Genomic DNA, 16,521 nt, shown 5'->3' with positions numbered 1-16,521 from the left:
GACGCCTCCTAGAGGGTGAAGTTGCTGGCGGGCTTGGCTGAGTGCTTGAGCTTGAAGTGGTCAGGGTCGCCGTAGGGGGCGGCGCCGATGCTGAGCTTGGTGAAGTCAAGGTCCTCGCCGCGGGCGCAGACTTTGATGGCGTTGACGGCCTTGTTCACGTCCGGGCAGAGGCAGAAGATGTTGAGCTTGTAGTCAGTGAATTCGGACCGCTCCACCGTGCCCAGGCCGCGCCAGGCGAGGTGGCTGATCAGGGCGTCCGTGGCCTTCTGCTCCAGGTAGCGGTCCCGGTCGGTGCCCTCCCTGGTCTTGAGCGCGAACTGCGCCACCACCCAGAACTGTTCCTCGGTGGGGATCTCGGCGTAGCCGTCCTCCGCGCACTGGGCTGCGAAGGCGTCCAGGAGGCCCTCCGCGGCAGCAGCATCCGGGACGTCGGTTTCCTCGGTTTTGCTCTGGTGCCCCACGGCTCCGAAGTTCATGACGAACTGGGAGTACTCCTCGTCGAACCAGGCCTCCCGGAAGTGGAGGGTGCCCTCGTCGTCGCGCTTGTAGACCCTGACAATGCCGCTCATTTACGTCCTTCTGTAAACCATTCGACGTCGGTGCCGTCGAATGGCGCCTGCTGTGCCTTCACGGCGTGGTAAAGCCCGTCCGCTGCGGCTTGGATGTCCTCAATCAGTTGCTGCGGGTAGCGCATGGAGACGCTGTGTTCGGCGAACTCGTCCTGGTCGTCGATGAAGACGCCGCGGTCAGCCGTCCGGATGACGTCCAGGTCCATGTCGATCACGTGGAACTCGGTCACCGCCGGCCGGATGTGTGTCCATTCGTGGCCCACCGCCAGGTCGATGTAGACCCGTACTCCCGCCGGATGCGCGGAGTCGTAGAACGTGGCCACCCAGTCACCCTCGCGCGGCACCAGCAGGACGGCGTCGGAGCGCGTGTAGAAAGCGGCGCCGGGGCGGGAGCAGAACTCGTTGGTGCCCTGGAAGATCCACCACCCGTGCCGGTCTTCGCCCAGGTACCGGCCCGGCACCACCCAGTGGGCCTTGCCGTTCCACTTCCGGTTCCGGGAGACCACCAGCTGTCCCGGCTTTAGACCGTTGGGAACGCGCGTGGTGGTGGTGTGCAGGACCGGTCCGGACTCCCCGGCGGGGCCGGGATACTTCAGCTCGTCCTCGTCCCTCACAGGATCGGGAGGCTGCCGGTGGTGGGGTGCTGCTGCCCGGGCAGGGGCCGCGCAAACGGAACCTTGGTTCCCAGGACCTGCGCAACGACGTCGTGAGTGATCTGCTGGGCGGTCAGCCCAACGCGCTCCAGCACCTGGTTGCGGGTGCCATGCTCCAGGAACTCGACGGGCAGGCCAACCTCGTTCAGGGCGGTGTCCACGCCTGCCGCCCGCATCTCCTGCCGGATGCGCGATCCCACGCCACCGGCGCGGACGCCGTCTTCGATGCAGATCACCAGCCGGTGGTGCGAGGCCAGCGCGATGATGGAATGGCGGACCGGGAGGACCCAGCGCGGATCCACTACGGTGGTGCTGATGCCCTGCGCCCCGAGCCGGTTGGAAACGTCGAGGGCCAGCTCGGACATCGCGCCGACGCTGACGATCAGGACGTCGTTCTCGGTGGAGCCGGAGGGGCGGCGGGCAAGGATGTCCACGCCGTCGCTTAACCGCTCCAGCGCCTCGACCGCCGGACCAACGGAGCCCTTGGAGAAGCGGACCACGCTGGGGGCGTCGCTGATGGCCACCGCTTCGCGCAGTTCCTCCCGGAGCCGGGTGGCGTCGCGGGGCGCTGCCAGGTGGAGGCCGGGGACGATCTGGACCATGGCCATGTCCCACATGCCGTGGTGGCTGGCGCCGTCCGGGCCGGTGACCCCCGCGCGGTCCAGGACAATGGTGACGCCTGCCTTGTGCAGGGCCACGTCCATCAGCAGTTGGTCGAAGGCACGGTTCAGGAAAGTGGCATAGACGGCAACCACCGGATGCAGCCCGCCAAAGGCCATGCCGGCGGCCGCGGTGAGCGCATGCTGTTCGGCGATCCCGACGTCGATGACGCGCTCGGGGTGCTTGGCCGCAAATTTGTGCAGGCCCACCGGGATCAGCATGGCGCCGGTGATGCCGACAATGTCCTCGCGCTCGTCGGCGATGGCGGCGATCTCATCGGCGAAGACGGAGGTCCAGGACTGGGCGCCCCCACTGCCGGTTGGTTCGCCGGTCTCGGGGTCGATGATGCCGACGGCGTGGAACTGGTCTGCTTCATGGGCCCGGGCAGGAGCGTAGCCGTGGCCCTTCTCCGTCATGGCGTGGACGATGACGGGGCCGCCGTAGTTCCTGGCGGTGGAGAGCGCGTGTTCCATGGCCTGGAGGTTGTGGCCGTCCACCGGACCGATGTATTTCATGCCCAGGTCCTCGAACATGCCCTGCGGGGCCCACCAGTCCTTGATGCCCTTCTTCATGGCATGCAGGCTCTTGTAGGTGAACTGGCCCACCGGGCCGCCGTTCTGGAGTTTCTTCTTCCACCAGTCCAGTGCGCCCTCATACGCCGGCGCGGCGCGGAAGGAGTCGATGGTGGGGCGCAGGGAGGCAAGGTAGTCGGCGAATCCGCCGACGGTGGGTGCGTAGGAGCGGCCGTTGTCGTTGACCACGATGACCACGCGGCGCTTCTTGTCCGCGGCGATGTTGTTGATGGCTTCCCAGGCCATCCCGCCGGTGAGGGCGCCGTCGCCCACGATGGCGACGACGTGCCTGTCGCCTTCTCCCGTGAGCTCGCGGGCGCGGGAGATGCCGTCGGCCCAGGACAGGGAGGAGGATGCGTGGGAGCTTTCGACGATGTCGTGCTCCGATTCGGCCCGCGCGGGGTAGCCGGAGAGTCCGCCTTCCTGGCGAAGGGTGCTGAAGTCCTGGCGTCCGGTCAGCAGCTTATGGACGTAGGACTGGTGGCCCGTGTCGAAGACGATGCTGTCGCGGGGCGATTCGAAAATGCGGTGCACGGCCAGCGTCAGCTCCACGACGCCGAGGTTGGGTCCGAGGTGGCCGCCCGTCTGGGAAACGTTAGTGATCAGGAATTCCCTGATCTCCGAGGCCAGCTGTTCCAGCTGTTCCTCGGTCAACTCGTTCAGGTCCTGCGGATTCCGGATGGTGTCCAAGATTCCCAATGACCCCTCCTTCGGGTGGTAGACGTGCCGTTTAACTCTAACGCCTTGGCTTGGCTGCAAAGCCGAAGCCCCGGCTGGTCGGTGACCGGCCGGGGCTTCGGGAGGATGGTGCCTGCTGGCAGGTACCGCTAGTTGGCGGAGATCTGGCGCAGCACGTACTGCAGGATGCCGCCGTTGCGGTAGTAGTCCGCTTCACCCGGCGTATCGATGCGCAGGACGGCGTCGAACGACTTCGAGGAGCCGTCCTCGGCGGTGGCGGTGACCTTCAGGGTCTTGGGCGTGGTGCCCTCGTTCAGGGCAGTGACGCCCTCCACCGAGAAGGTTTCCGTGCCGGTCAGGCCCAGGCTGGCAGCGTTCTCGCCGGCCGGGAACTGCAGCGGCAGGACGCCCATGCCGATCAGGTTGGAGCGGTGGATGCGCTCGTAGCTTTCGGCGATGACAGCCTTGACACCCAGCAGGGCGGTACCCTTGGCGGCCCAGTCACGGGACGAACCGGAGCCGTACTCCTTGCCGGCCAGGACCACCAGCGGGGTGCCGGCTGCCTGGTAGTTCTGCGCGGCGTCGTAGACGTAGGCCTGCGGGCCGTCAGCCTGGGTGAAGTCGCGGGTGAAGCCACCCTCAACACCGTCCAGGAGCTGGTTCTTGATGCGGATGTTCGCGAACGTACCGCGGATCATCACCTCGTGGTTGCCACGGCGCGAGCCGTAGGAGTTGAAGTCCTTGCGCTCCACGCCGTTGGCCAGCAGGTACTGGCCGGCGGGGGTGTCGGACTTGAACGAACCGGCCGGGGAGATGTGGTCGGTGGTGACGGAGTCGCCGAGCTTCAGCAGCACGCGGGCGCCGGTGATGTCCTTGACCGGTTCCGGCGTCGCCTGCATGCCCTCGAAGTACGGGGGCTTCCGGACGTAGGTGGACTTCTCATCCCAGGCGAAGGTGTCGCCGGCCGGGGTATCGAGGGCCTTCCAGCGGTCGTCGCCATCGAAGACGCCCTCGTAGCCGCGGGCAAACATGCCCTTGTCGATCGAGGAATCGATGACCTGCTGGACCTCGACCGGGTTGGGCCAGATGTCCTTCAGGAAGACGTCGTTGCCGGCTTCGTCCTGGCCCAGTGCGTCGTTCTCGAAGTCGAAGTCCATGGTTCCAGCCAGGGCGTAGGCGATGACCAGCGGCGGGGAGGCCAGGTAGTTCATCTTGACGTCCGGGTTGATCCGGCCTTCGAAGTTGCGGTTGCCGGAGAGGACTGCGGTGACGGAGAGGTCGTTGGCCTGGATTGCCTCGGAGATCTCGGCGTCGAGGGGGCCGGAGTTGCCGATGCAGGTGGCGCAGCCGTAACCCACGATGTAGAAGCCGAGCTTCTCCAGGTAGGGGGTCAGGCCCGACTTGTTGTAGTAGTCGGTAACAACCTTGGAACCGGGGGCAACGGAGGTCTTGACCCACGGCTTGGCGGCGAGGCCCTTTTCGACGGCGTTGCGGGCCAGCAGTGCTGCCGCCAGCATCACGGACGGGTTGGACGTGTTGGTGCAGGAGGTGATCGAGGCAATCGACACCGCACCGTGGTCCAGCTCGAATTCGCGGCCGTCAGCGGTCTTGACGGCCACCTTCTTCGTCGGGCGGCCGTTGGACTTCGGTCCGTGGGCGTGCGGGGCTTCCTCGGTGAGGTGGGTTGCCGTGGCGGTGAACGAGGGTGAGTCTGACGCCGGGAAGCTCTCGTCGATCGCTTCGTCCAGGCTGCCGTCGGCGAGGTCCACCTTGACGTAGTTGCGGAGGTCTTCGCGGAACTGCGCCTTGGATTCGGTGAGGATGATGCGGTCCTGCGGGCGCTTCGGGCCGGAGATCGACGGAACGACGGTCGACAGGTCCAGCTCGAGGTACTCGGAGAATTTGATGTCGCGGGAGGGGTCGTGCCAGAGGCCCTGTTCCTTCGCGTAGGCCTCGACCAGGGCGACGTTCTCATCGGACCGGCCGGTGAGGCGCAGGTAGTCCAGGGTGACGTCGTCGATGGGGAACATGGCGGCGGTGGAACCGAACTCGGGGCTCATGTTGCCAATCGTGGCGCGGTTGGCCAGCGGCACTGCTGCGACGCCTTCACCGTAGAACTCAACGAACTTGCCCACCACGCCGTGCTGGCGCAGCATTTCGGTGATGGTCAGCACTACGTCCGTTGCGGTGGCTCCGGCGGGGATGCTGCCGCTGAGCTTGAAGCCCACGACGCGCGGGATCAGCATGGAGACGGGCTGGCCGAGCATGGCGGCCTCGGCTTCGATGCCGCCCACGCCCCAGCCCAGCACGCCCAGGCCGTTGACCATGGTGGTGTGGGAGTCGGTGCCCACGCAGGTGTCCGGGTAGGCGCGCAGGACGCCGCCCACTTCGCGGGTCATGACGGTGCGGGCCAGGTACTCAATGTTGACCTGGTGCACGATGCCGGTTCCCGGGGGTACCACCTTGAAGTCGTCGAACGCGGTCTGGCCCCAGCGCAGGAACTGGTAGCGCTCACCGTTGCGCTGGTATTCGATCTCCATGTTGCGCTCCAGCGCGCCGGAGTTGCCGAAGGCATCGATCTGGACCGAGTGGTCGATGACCATCTCGGCCGGCGCCAGCGGGTTGACCCGCTTGGGGTCGCCGCCCAGTTCCTTGACGGCTTCACGCATCGTCGCCAGGTCAACCACGCAGGGAACGCCGGTGAAGTCCTGCATGATCACGCGTGCCGGCGTGAACTGGATTTCTGTATCGGGCTCCGCATTCGGATCCCAGCCTGCCAAAGCGCGAACGTGATCGGCAGTGATGTTCGCGCCGTCCTCGGTCCTCAGCAGGTTTTCAAGCAATACCTTGAGGCTGAACGGAAGGGCTTCTGCACCTTCAACGGAGTTCAACCGGAAAATTTCGTATTCGGTTCCGGCTACATTAAGTTTGCCTTTTGAACCGAAGCTGTCCACAGTGCTCATCGCAGGACTCCTCTCGCAACAGTTTCATCTTTGTCGCGCGGTTGACCGCCTGCTAGTTAGGACGCCCTAAGTAGTTACAGGGCCCGAAAATTGCACACGGCCGGCCGAGAATTCGGGCGCGACGTGGGACTACTACGGTCATCGTAGTCCAAAACCGCGGCCGCATCACGGAGCCGGAGCCAGCAGTGCCACGGTCTCAAGGTGGTGGGTGTGGGGGTACAGGTCGAAGGCCCGGAGGCCGGCGAGGTCCCACCCTGAGCGGCGGAAGTAACCCAGGTCACGGGCGAACGACGCCGGGTCGCAGGACACGTAGGCAATGGCACGGGGCTGCGAGGCGACGAGCTGGCCGACGACGGCTTTCCCGGCTCCGGCCCTGGGCGGGTCAAGGACCAGGGCGTCGAAATTCCGCGGTTTCTGGCGCAGGACCCGTTCCACGCGGCCCTGGACCACTTCCACCTGCGGCGCGGAGTGCAGGTTTTTCCGGGCGTCGCGGCTGGCGCCGGGCGCCCCTTCGACCGAGAGCACGGACCCGGTCTCCCCCACGGCGTCGGCCAGGACAGCGGTGAAGAGCCCGGCTCCTGCGTAGAGGTCGGCCACCACGGCTCCGGGGTGGAGGAAGTCTCCATGCCGGAGGAATTCTGTGACAGCCCCCACAAGTGTCCCGGGCGCGTCGCGGTGGATCTGCCAGAAGCCCTCTCCGGTAACGCGGAAATCGTGTCCCTCGGCGGACTCCTGCACCCAGGTCCGGCCGCGGAGCTGTGTCACGTCACCGGTCAGCGCATCAAAGGCCGCCACGGAAACGTCCCCCGGCACTTCCGCAGCAATTGCCCTCAGCCGTTTGTCCTTTGTCCCGGGCGCGGGCGCAAGGAGCACCAGGGGCCGGGAAGCGTTGGCCGGAGCGGCCACCTCAACCCGCTCGATGCCCTGGAGGTCAAGGTCCCACAAGCGCAGCGCGTTGATGGCGCCGCTGGCCAGGGGCATCTCCCGCACCGGGATGATCTGGTTGGAACGGTGAGCGTGCATTCCCAGCCTGCCGCCGGGGGTGACCGAAAAGCTGGCCCGTGTGCGCCACCCAAGGCCGGTGCCGCCGTCGTACTTTTCCCCTACCGCCTCCACGCTGCCCGCCCAGGCGGCGGGCAGTTGCTCAAAGCCGGCCAGCCGGGTGAGCTGTTCGGCCAGGACATCCGCCTTGAGGCTGCGCTGCCGGGCCAGTGTCATGTGCCCGAACTCCGCACCCCCCACAGGCGGGTGACCGTGGCCCCATGCCCGGCGGGAATCCGCAGGATGCCAAAAGTGCTCCACCCGGTCGGGGGAAGCCTCGAGCACCTCGATGACGTCCGCCCGCCAAAACTTGGCGTCGTCCGCTGCATCGGTCAGCCGGACCCGGACTTTCTCTCCCGGGATGGCGTGCCGGACAAAGATGACCCTGCCCTCATGCCGCGCAACACAGTGCCCGCCATGGGCCACGGGCCCGACGGCGAGGACCGCCTCTTCGCCTGCGTGCCCGGCAGCGTCCGGTGCCTGCGGCGCGGCTGTTGAAGTTCTTGCGGTCACTGGACGTCCTGGAGGTTCTTTGCTTCTTCGGATGATTTGAGCTGCCACGGAACACTGGCCACCATGACTCCGGGTTCGAAGTGCAGGCGGGTCTTGATGCGCAGGGCGGTCTGGTTATGCACCAGCTGCTCCCACCACTTGCCCACCACGTATTCCGGGATGTAGACCACGATCAGGTCCCGCGGGGAGTCCAGGCGCATTTGCTTGATGTACTCCATGATGGGCGTGACCGTCTCGCGGTAGGGGCTGGCCAGGACGGTCAGCGGGACCGGGATTTCGAGCTTTTCCCAGTCGGCGATGGTGTGGGCCGTTTCCTCCGCGTCGATGTCCACCGTTATGGCGTCCAGCCGGGAGGGCCGGGACGCACGGGCGTAGGCCAGCGCACGCAGGACGGGTTTGCGGACGTGGGACACCAGCAGGACGGCGTGCACCCTGGTGGGCAGGGCCCGGGGTGAGGAGTCCTCATCCACCGCGAGTTCCTTGGCCACGTTGTCGTAATGCGCCCGGATACTCCACATGATCAGGAAGAGGACGAACATGGCCAGGAGGGCGATCCAGGCGCCCTGTTCGAACTTGGTGATGAGGACGATGACCAGCACCAGCCCGGTCATGCCGAAGCCGATGCTGTTGATGGTGCGGGACTTCATCATCCGGCGCCGGACGGCTTTGTCCTTGGCAAGCTTCAGCTCGCGCCCCCAGTGCCGGATCATGCCGAGCTGGCTGAGGGTGAAGGAGATGAAGACGCCCACGATGTAGAGCTGGATGAGCTTGGTGACGTCCGCGTCGAACGAAATGATGAGCACCAGGGCGCCTGCCGCGAGGGCAAGGACACCGTTGCTGAACGCAAGCCTGTCGCCCCTGGTCCGGAGCTGGCGGGGAAGGTAGCCGTCCTGGGCCAGGATGGAGCCGAGGACCGGGAAGCCGTTGAAGGCCGTGTTGGACGCGAACACCAGGATGACGCCGGTGGCCGCCACCACGATGTAGAACGGGATGCTGCCCGGGCCGAAGATGGTCTGGGCAATCTGGCTGATGGCCGGGTTCTGGACGTATCCCTCCGGCAGCGGGTTCCCGTCGAGCAGGAATTCCGTGGCCGGATCCAGCACGATGTGGACCTTGGTGGCGTTGGCCAGGTAGATGATGCCGGCCAGCATCGCGGCGCCGATCACCCCCAGGAGCAGGAGGGTGGTGGCCGCATTCTTGCTCTTTGGGTGCCTGAAGTTCGGCACGCCGTTGCTGATCGCTTCCACGCCCGTAAGCGCTGCGGCGCCGGAGGAGAAGGCCCGGAGCAGCAGGAACGCGCCGGCCAGGCCCACCAGGCCCTGGTCGAAGCCTTCCGTGGGGACGATGGTGAAGGCCGCCGACGGCGCCTCCCCCAGCTGCCCCGTTGCGGCCTGGAACACGCCCACCGCGGTCATGCCCAGGATCGATGCCATGAAGATGTAGGTGGGGACGGCGAATACGCTGCCCGCTTCCTTGATGCCGCGCAGGTTGACCAGGGCAAGGATGACGACGCCGATGGTGGCGATGACGGCCTGCTCACCGTGCAGTGACGGTACAGCAGTGGTGAGGTACGCCGCTGCCGAGGACATGGACACGGCAACGGTCAGGACATAGTCCACCAGGAGGGCCGAGGCTACCGTCAGCCCGGCGTACTTGCCGAGGTTTACGTTGGCGATCTCGTAGTCGCCGCCGCCCGACGGGTACGCGTGGACGTTTTGCCGGTAGGAAGCGACAACGGTCAGCAGGACCACCATCACCGCCAGTCCCACCAGGGGCGAGATCGCCACGGCGCTCACACCTGCCAGGGCAAGGGTCAGGAGGATCTCGTCCGGCGCGTAGGCTACGGAGGAAAGGGCGTCGGAGGCGAAGATCGGCAGTGCGATCTTCTTGGGAAGCAGGGTATGGGCCAGCCGGTCGTTCCGGAACGGCCTGCCCACCAGCACGCGTTTGACGGCGTTCAGTATTGTCAACACCCCACAAAGCTAGTCTGAATCGCGGACGATGTCATGACGGGCCCCGGCCGGGCCTAACCAGGGCCGTGCCGGTAGAGTTCTAGCTGCACGATCCTGACTTACATATGGAGGAGATACGGTGGCGCATTTCGTGATCATGGGATGTGGCCGGGTGGGGGCAACGCTGGCGCACACGCTGGAGGATGCCGGACATTCCGTGGCCATCATCGACCAGGACGACCGCGCCTTCCGCCGGCTCCGCCAGGGCTTTACCGGACGGAAAGTCACGGGCATTGGCTTTGACCGGGACACCCTCAAGCAGGCCGGGGTGGGCGAGGCCTATGCCTTCGCCGCGGTCTCCAGCGGGGACAACTCCAACATCCTGGCCACCCGGGTGGCCCGTGAGACCTTCCACGTCCCGCACGTCGTCGCAAGGATCTATGACCCGGGACGCGCCGAGATTTACCAGCGCCTTGGCATTCCCACCGTGGCGGCCGTCCGCTGGAGCGCCGACCAGGTGCTGCGCCGCATCCTTCCCGAACAGCACCTCGCGGGCGACTTCCGGGAGCCCTCAGGACGCCTGGTCCTGGCCGAACTGGACCTCGACGCCGGCTGGATCGGGCACCGCATCAGCAGCATTGAGAAGGCTGCCGATGTGCGCGTGGCGTACCTGACCCGCTTCGGCGAGGGCCTGCTGCCCGACGCCGGAACCGCCTACCAGGATGGCGACACCGTGCACGCCATGCTGCAGGTGGACCGCAGCGCCCAGATCGCCCAGATCCTCGCCAAAGCCCCCGCCAAGGAGTATCAGTGAAAGTCGTTATTGTCGGCGCCGGCAGCGTCGGATCGTCCATTGCCCGCGAACTGCTGGCGCACAAGCACGAAATCCTCCTTATCGACCTCAAACCGGAAGTGATCGGGCGCAGCGGCCTGCGGGGCGCCCACTGGCTGGTGGGTGACGCCTGCGAGCTCTCCACGCTGCAGGGCGCGAAGGTGGAAGACGCCGACGTGGTGGTTTCCGCCACGGGCGATGACAAGGTGAACCTGGTGGTGTCCCTGCTGGCCAAGACCGAGTTCGGGGTTGGCCGGACGGTGGGCCGGGTGAACAACCCCAAGAACGACTGGATGTTCAACGATTCATGGGGTGTCGACGTCGCCGTGAACACCCCGCAGCTGATGACGGCCCTGGTGGAAGAGGCAGTGGAGATCGGCGACCTGGTCCGGCTGCTGACGCTTCAGACGGGCGTGGCGTCGCTGGTGGAATTCACCGTCCCGCATGATTCGCACGTGATCGGCATGACCGTGGGCGACATCCACTGGCCGGAGGACGCCACCCTGGTGGCGATCCTGCGGGACCAGGCACCCATTACCCCCAGCCGCGACGACGTGATCGACGGCGGCGATGAACTCTTCTTCGTCACCACCATCGCCGCCGAGGACCGGCTGCGGGAGCTGCTTTCCTCCGCACCCGGCAGCATCGACACCGCCGGCATCAACGGTGGAGAGCAGGCGGGCGGTAGCGCCCAGCCGGCCACCGCCAGCGGATACGGCCCGGTCCCGGAGGACGACGGCTTCGACGGCTAGGTCCGCCGCTGCCCGGGGAGAGGCCAAGGGGGCGGCCTGGCCGTCAGGCGGGCTGGTCTGTCAGGCGGCCTGGTCTGTCAGGCGGGCTGGTCTGTGCCGGCTTCAGGCTCCGCCGGGGCAGGCCGGGTCACCAGCCAGGCCACCCAGACGCCCAGGATGTACAGGGGGCGCCCATAATGAGCCGTGTGGTGGCGAGGGCGGCCAGGCCGTCGGTGCCCATCAGGTAGAGGGGCACCTGCACAATGAGCCGGAGCGCCAGGACGCCCACGATGATCCAGGTGCCCAGGCGGTACGCCTTGACCCGGTCAGGTTCCTTACGCCATTCCACGCCCTCGTTGCGGATGAAGCCAAAGAGGAGCCCGGCCACGGGCCACTTCACGGCAATAGAGATGACCATCGCCAGGATGTAGGCGGCGTTGGTGAAGAAGCCGGGGAGGTAGAAGTCTTCGGCCTTGCCGGTGGTGTTGGCCAGCCAGGCGGAGATGCCGACGCCGACAATCCCCGCCAGGGCCTGGGTCAGAGGCCGCCGCTGTATCAGGCGGACAACGGTGAACACGGCTGCCGATGCCAGGGCGGCCACCAGTGACAGCGTGAGCTCGCGGGTGATGGTGAACGCCACCAGGAACACCAGGCCGGGAACGATGCTCTCGGCAATTCCCTGCACTCCCCCGGCGCTGCGCAGCACGTCCACCTGCCCGTCGTGGGTGCGGTGGAGTCCCGCTTTGGCGGCGTACCCGGCGGCGAGGCCGGCAACGGGCGATGGACCGGGAGCCTGCGGCCTGCCCTGCTGTTCTCTGCCCGGATGTGCAGGGCCGGACGGCTGTTCGGGCTCTTGCGCGGTCATTCGTTCTCCTGGCGGGACAGTATCTCGTAGCGGGGATTGAATATGGTGGGCATGTCTTCGCCCCGGGCCAGCATCCCCTCAACCCGGATCCGCGCGCCCGCTTCGATGCCCGGCACGCGGCGGCGGCCCACCCAGACGACACGGAGCCGGGGCGGCCTGCCCCGCTTCGGACCAGGGCCCGGACGTTCGGCGTCATCCTCGGACAGAATGGCACTGAATTCCGGGGTCCGGTCGGCAGGAACAAAGGTCACCGATTCAATGTGCCCCTGGCACATGACGCGTCCCTTGTCAGGAAGTTGCTCCAGTGGGGTGATCCGGCCGGACGCATGGACCGGGTTGTTGTGGGGAGACTCAGCCGATCTGGGTAATTTCGGGACCACGTTCGGGCTCCTCCAGGGTGGGCGCGGCGGGCGGAGGAGTGGCGGAGGCGTCCTTCGGCAGCCTCAGCTGCAGGAGGTCCCGCGGGGGCATGGGGCTGTCGCCACGGACCACTACGACCTGCCGGAACAGTGCTTCGAGCGGTTCCGCGGCGGGGCGTTCCAGCGCCGCAGGTCCGCCCAGGACGCCGCGCAGGAACCAGCGGGGACCATCGACGCCGATGAACCGGGCCACGCGGTAGCCCTGGCTCCCGTCCGGGAGCCCGGCAGGCAGCTTGGCCACCAGCTCGGTACCGAAAGCCCCTTCCACCTCTTCAACCTGGCCGCCCTGCGCACCGACCGACTGGCCGATCTGTTCGCGGATCTCATTCCACAAGGTCTCGGTTTTGGGCGCTGCAAAGGCCTGCAGCTGGAGGCTGGAGCCGTCCAGGTCCAGCGTCACCGCCACCACGCGCTGTGTTGCCTCCTCGACTTCGAGGCGGAGCTGAAGGCCCTCGCTGGGCGTGATCAGCAAGGCACCAAGATCCACATAGCCGTCGCGGCTGCTGATCTCGGCCTCATCGAAGGGGCCGTCCTGGCGGCGGGCGGCGGTGGCGGATCCGCTTTCTTCGCCGTCCGCAACCGTGAGCTCGTCGGCCGGCTCTGCCGGCTCTTCACTCTTTGCTTTCCTGCCGAACCCAAAGACCATGGGTGACTCCTTAATTCTGGAAAAGTGCCAGTCCTGAAACCTGCCGGCGAAACTTTGGAGGTTCCGCCGTCGTGCATGCCGGCGTGGCTGCGGGTGCAGCCTAAAGGTCAGGCTCCGGGGACGCTGAACCCGCCGGTGGAACCGAAGCCTCCGGTGCCCCGCACGGATCCGCTCAGTTCGCTGACAGGAATGAATTGGGCGTGCTCCACCCGCTGGATAACCATTTGGGCAATTCTATCGCCGCGCCGGAGCTCAATGGGCTGGGACGAATCGGTGTTCAGCAGTGTTACCGAAATCTCGCCCCGGTAGCCCGCGTCAACGGTGCCGGGGGCATTCACGATCGTCAGGCCATGCTTGGTGGCCAGGCCGGAGCGGGGGTGGATCAGCGCCACGAACCCATAAGGAAGGGCAATGGCCACGCCGGTGGGAACCAATTTGCGCTCACCGGGCATCAGGACCACGTCCTCGCGGGCGCGGAGGTCTGCGCCGGCGTCGCCCGGATGTGCGTAGGACGGTGCTTCCAGCTCAGGATCCAGCATCTTCAACTGGACCTGCAGGGTGGGAGCGGCGGTGGCGGGCAAGGCTGCGTCCGGGACAAGGTCTACCGTGGCGGGATGATCAGTCACAGTCACTCACTCTAACCCGCGCCCCCAAATCACTCCTAGGGAGACTCCCGGGGAGGGCGGGCCGCAGAGCCTGTCCCAAGGTGAAATAGCCGGCCAAAGGTGGAAAGCTTGGGCTATGCCCGATTCAAGCTCGCCTGCGTCCGTTCCCAGCACACCCTCTGCCGGGACACCTGTTGTCTACAGGGAGAAGCTGTGGCCCAACGCCTGGATCTGGATCATCGCGGCCGGCGTCTCCGCAGCGGGCATCCTGGTTTTCGCCCCCATCAGCATGGCGGCAGGCTACACCGCGGCATTGGTGCTTTTCGCCATCATCGCGGTCCTCCTGGTTGTTTCCACCCCCGTCATTTCGGTCACGGCTGACACCCTCACCGTTGGAAGGGCCACCATCGAACGCCGTTTCGTCGGCGCTGTGCAGCAGTTCAAGGCCGGGGAGGCGACCGCGGAACGGGGCACCCGGCTCAACGGGCTCGCCTACCTGTGCATCCGCGGCTGGATCGATCCCGTCGTAAAAATCGAGATCACGGACCCCGCCGACCGGACCCCCTACTGGCTCGCCTCGACCCGCCATCCGGACCAGCTGACGGCAGCCCTTACGCGGCACTGACGCCGCCGGGGCCGCCGGTCCTTGCGCCCGCACGCACCTTTCGGGCCTGCTTCCAGCGGAAAATGACGGCGCGCCCTGCTCCTTGAGCCAATTCCCCGCCGCCGGGTGGCAGAGTTTCGATTGATAGTAATGCCAGGGTGGAGGATTTGTATGCAGGATCTACGGCTTGTAGGCGTGCACGACGACGGGACGCATCTCCTGTTAAGCGGGCCCGGCGGCGAGATGTTCCAGCTGCCGATCGATGAGGCCCTCAGGACGGCCAGCCGGTCCACGGCCAGGCCGCGGACGGAGAGGCCGGCCGTTCCCATGTCCCCCCGGGACATCCAGGCACGGATCCGTGCCGGTGCCACGGCTGCGGACGTCGCCGAGCTGTCCGGGATGCCGCTGGCCAAGGTGGAGCGTTACGAGGGCCCTGTCTTGGCGGAGCGCGAATATGTTGCCCAGCAGGCGCGGAAAGTTGAAGTCGCGGCGCCTTCCCCCGGCCACGACGTCTACCGGTCCGCCTTCGGCGACAACCCGGCAACGCTGGAGGACATGGTGGCCCACCGCCTGTCCGCCCACGGCATCGACCCCTCAACCGTGGAGTGGGACTCCTGGCGGCGCCAGGACGGTACCTGGACTGTCTCAGCAAGCTTCGAAGCCAAGCCCGGGGGTACCTCGGGAATCGGCGAAGAACCTCCTGCACTGTGGACCTTCAGCCCGGCACGGAAGTCCCTGCAGAACACCAACCGCTGGGCGCAGCAGCTGAGCGAACTTGAACCGCTGGACGGGCCCGTTCCTGCCCGCCGCCTCACCGCGGTTTCCGACCGCCCCTTTGATTTCGAGACGGACGCGGATGCGTCCAGGACGTCGCCGGCCGGCCAGGGAGTGCCCGTGCAGGATTCCGGCAAGGAATCCGACGGCCTCCTTGACATGCTCCGCTCCCGCCGCGGCCAGCGCCTGGGCGTAGATGAGGATTCCGACGACGCACTGGCGCTGCTGCTGACCCATGGCGTGCCCGCTGCCCACCCGCGCCCTTCCGAAGTGGCGGCTGAACCGGAGGCCGGGGAGACGGAACCGCAGGATGACCAGCGGGATGCGCCGGCAGCCCAGGGCGACTCCTTCATCAGGCGCAGGGACACCAGGCCTTCAATGCTGTCGAGGCTCAGCATCCTTCCGCCGCACCGTGACAGCCACGATGATGCGCTGCGGCTTCACGACGGCGTCAGCACCGACACGAGGGAAATCACCATTGCGGCGTCCCCGCAGAAGCCCGCCGGTCCGACTCCCGGGGCTGGTTCCGGAACTTCCGGCGGCGCCGGGCTGGACGAGCTGCTGGGCAGCAATCCCCGCCGCCCGGCGGCGAAGCAGGAAGACGCTTCCCCCTCCACCGGACAGCTGCCGGAGACTGAGGCGCCGGAACGGCCCGCACGGCCCAAGCGGTCCAGCGTGCCGTCCTGGGACGAAATCGTTTTTGGCACGCGGAGCGACTAGAAGCTCCCTCCCCGCACCGATGATGGCATTGGCCGCGTTACGCACGGGCGCGTGCTAGGCTCCCCACCACACGGCCGCTTCACATAGCGCAATCACCAGGAGGTCTGCGGTGCCGGACACAACCTGCCACATGTCCATCTCCCTGGACGGTTTCGTCGCCGGGCCGGACCAAAGCCGCGACAACCCCTTGGGTAGACGGGGCATGGAACTGCATGCGTGGCACCTGGGCGACCCCCGGGCGAACGACGCCGACAAGGTGGCCAGCGAATGGCTTATGCGCCCGCGCGGCGCTTATGTGATGGGGCGGAACATGTTCGGCCCTATCCGCGGAGACTGGGACGGGGAATGGAGCGGTTGGTGGGGACCCGAACCGCCCTACCACGCGCCAGTGTTCGTCCTCACGCATCATGCCCGCGACTCCCTCCAGATGGAGGGCGGGACGACCTTCCATTTCATCACCGACGGCTTCGATGCCGCCTACGCTGCCGCCCGTGACACCGCCGGGGACAAAGGCGTGGACATCGCCGGCGGGGCGTCTACCGTCCGGCAGGCGCTGATCGCGGGAGTAATCGACGAACTCACCCTCGACATCGCGCCGGTGCTGCTCGGGTCAGGGGAACGGATTTTCGACGGCGTTGAATCCTTCGGCTTTGAACCCGCCGAAGTGCTCCACTCGCCGCTGGCAACGCACATCCGCTATCGCCGCGTGCACTGACGGCCTCAA

Annotated in this window: 14 protein-coding genes and 1 pseudogene; 5 read left to right on the top strand and 10 right to left on the bottom strand. The window is 66.7% G+C overall.

From position 1 onward, the window contains the following. Positions 1-8: 8 nt before the first annotated feature. The 6 genes from OUO20_RS05035 to OUO20_RS05010 all read right to left on the bottom strand — a co-directional run bounded on the left by OUO20_RS05035 (position 9) and on the right by OUO20_RS05010 (position 9,622). Positions 9-569 carry a hypothetical protein gene (locus OUO20_RS05035; protein ID WP_268002946.1) on the bottom strand — a complete coding sequence of 187 codons (561 nt, stop codon included), beginning with the start codon at positions 567-569 and terminating at the stop codon, positions 9-11. Continuing rightward, the gene (locus tag OUO20_RS05030) at positions 566-1,183 is read right to left on the bottom strand and encodes a DUF402 domain-containing protein (protein WP_018770741.1); all 618 of its coding nucleotides are present in this window, start codon (positions 1,181-1,183) and stop codon (positions 566-568) included. The genes OUO20_RS05035 and OUO20_RS05030 overlap by 4 nt, the downstream gene beginning before the upstream one ends. Continuing rightward, the gene (gene dxs / locus OUO20_RS05025) at positions 1,180-3,153 is read right to left on the bottom strand and encodes a 1-deoxy-D-xylulose-5-phosphate synthase (protein WP_268002945.1); all 1,974 of its coding nucleotides are present in this window, start codon (positions 3,151-3,153) and stop codon (positions 1,180-1,182) included. The genes OUO20_RS05030 and dxs overlap by 4 nt, the downstream gene beginning before the upstream one ends. A gap of 128 nt (positions 3,154-3,281) precedes the next feature. Then, complete coding sequence (locus OUO20_RS05020; protein ID WP_268002944.1) at positions 3,282-6,095, bottom strand: aconitate hydratase; 2,814 nt, start codon at positions 6,093-6,095, stop codon at positions 3,282-3,284. Between the two features lie 165 nt (positions 6,096-6,260). Next, a complete protein-coding gene (locus tag OUO20_RS05015; RefSeq protein ID WP_268002943.1) occupies positions 6,261-7,649 on the bottom strand; it encodes a class I SAM-dependent RNA methyltransferase in 1,389 nt (462 codons plus the stop codon). Then, the gene (locus OUO20_RS05010; protein ID WP_043425214.1) at positions 7,646-9,622 is read right to left on the bottom strand and encodes an APC family permease; all 1,977 of its coding nucleotides are present in this window, start codon (positions 9,620-9,622) and stop codon (positions 7,646-7,648) included. Before OUO20_RS05010 ends, OUO20_RS05015 begins: the two co-directional genes overlap by 4 nt. 118 nt (positions 9,623-9,740) lie before the next feature. Here OUO20_RS05010 and OUO20_RS05005 point away from each other — a divergent pair, with 118 nt between their 5' ends. Both OUO20_RS05005 and OUO20_RS05000 read left to right on the top strand, forming a co-directional pair. Beyond that, complete coding sequence (locus OUO20_RS05005) at positions 9,741-10,415, top strand: potassium channel family protein (RefSeq protein WP_018770736.1); 675 nt, start codon at positions 9,741-9,743, stop codon at positions 10,413-10,415. Then, complete coding sequence (locus OUO20_RS05000; RefSeq protein ID WP_018770735.1) at positions 10,412-11,185, top strand: potassium channel family protein; 774 nt, start codon at positions 10,412-10,414, stop codon at positions 11,183-11,185. The genes OUO20_RS05005 and OUO20_RS05000 overlap by 4 nt, the downstream gene beginning before the upstream one ends. Before the next feature lie 77 nt (positions 11,186-11,262). Here OUO20_RS05000 and OUO20_RS04995 read toward each other — a convergent pair. From OUO20_RS04995 to dut, 4 genes and pseudogenes are all read right to left on the bottom strand, one after another. Next, a pseudogene (locus tag OUO20_RS04995) lies at positions 11,263-12,029 on the bottom strand (DUF3159 domain-containing protein). Continuing rightward, a complete protein-coding gene (locus tag OUO20_RS04990; RefSeq protein WP_326498069.1) occupies positions 12,026-12,280 on the bottom strand; it encodes a hypothetical protein in 255 nt (84 codons plus the stop codon). Before OUO20_RS04990 ends, OUO20_RS04995 begins: the two are co-directional and overlap by 4 nt. Positions 12,281-12,380: 100 nt before the next feature. After that, entirely contained in the window at positions 12,381-13,094 is a 714-nt protein-coding gene (locus tag OUO20_RS04985; protein ID WP_223994800.1) for a DUF3710 domain-containing protein, read from the bottom strand. 107 nt (positions 13,095-13,201) lie between these two features. Next, positions 13,202-13,720, bottom strand: coding sequence for a dUTP diphosphatase (gene dut, locus OUO20_RS04980; protein WP_018770731.1), 519 nt, complete (start codon positions 13,718-13,720; stop codon positions 13,202-13,204). 115 nt (positions 13,721-13,835) lie between these two features. On the opposite strand from dut, the gene OUO20_RS04975 reads away from it, so the two are divergent. The 3 genes from OUO20_RS04975 to OUO20_RS04965 all read left to right on the top strand — a co-directional run bounded on the left by OUO20_RS04975 (position 13,836) and on the right by OUO20_RS04965 (position 16,512). Further along, the gene (locus OUO20_RS04975; RefSeq protein ID WP_018770730.1) at positions 13,836-14,324 is read left to right on the top strand and encodes a DUF3093 domain-containing protein; all 489 of its coding nucleotides are present in this window, start codon (positions 13,836-13,838) and stop codon (positions 14,322-14,324) included. Positions 14,325-14,474: 150 nt separating this feature from the next. Then, complete coding sequence (sepH, locus tag OUO20_RS04970; protein WP_268002942.1) at positions 14,475-15,797, top strand: septation protein SepH; 1,323 nt, start codon at positions 14,475-14,477, stop codon at positions 15,795-15,797. A gap of 109 nt (positions 15,798-15,906) precedes the next feature. Continuing rightward, on the top strand, positions 15,907-16,512 hold the full coding sequence (locus OUO20_RS04965; RefSeq protein ID WP_026265995.1) for a dihydrofolate reductase family protein: 606 nt from the start codon (positions 15,907-15,909) through the stop codon (positions 16,510-16,512). Positions 16,513-16,521: the final 9 nt, after the last annotated feature.

It is taken from the genome of Arthrobacter sp. FX8 (genome assembly GCF_026723805.1).
GTDB lineage: Bacteria > Actinomycetota > Actinomycetes > Actinomycetales > Micrococcaceae > Arthrobacter.
This window is presented reverse-complemented; position numbering and strand designations above follow the sequence as displayed.

Coding starts and splice junctions, on each gene's coding strand:
- sepH (WP_268002942.1), top strand. CDS start 14,475: ATGCAGGATCTACGGCTTGTAGGCGTGCACGACGACGGGACGCATCTC.
- OUO20_RS04975 (WP_018770730.1), top strand. CDS start 13,836: ATGCCCGATTCAAGCTCGCCTGCGTCCGTTCCCAGCACACCCTCTGCC.
- OUO20_RS04985 (WP_223994800.1), bottom strand. CDS start 13,094: ATGGTCTTTGGGTTCGGCAGGAAAGCAAAGAGTGAAGAGCCGGCAGAG.
- OUO20_RS05020 (WP_268002944.1), bottom strand. CDS start 6,095: ATGAGCACTGTGGACAGCTTCGGTTCAAAAGGCAAACTTAATGTAGCC.
- OUO20_RS05035 (WP_268002946.1), bottom strand. CDS start 569: ATGAGCGGCATTGTCAGGGTCTACAAGCGCGACGACGAGGGCACCCTC.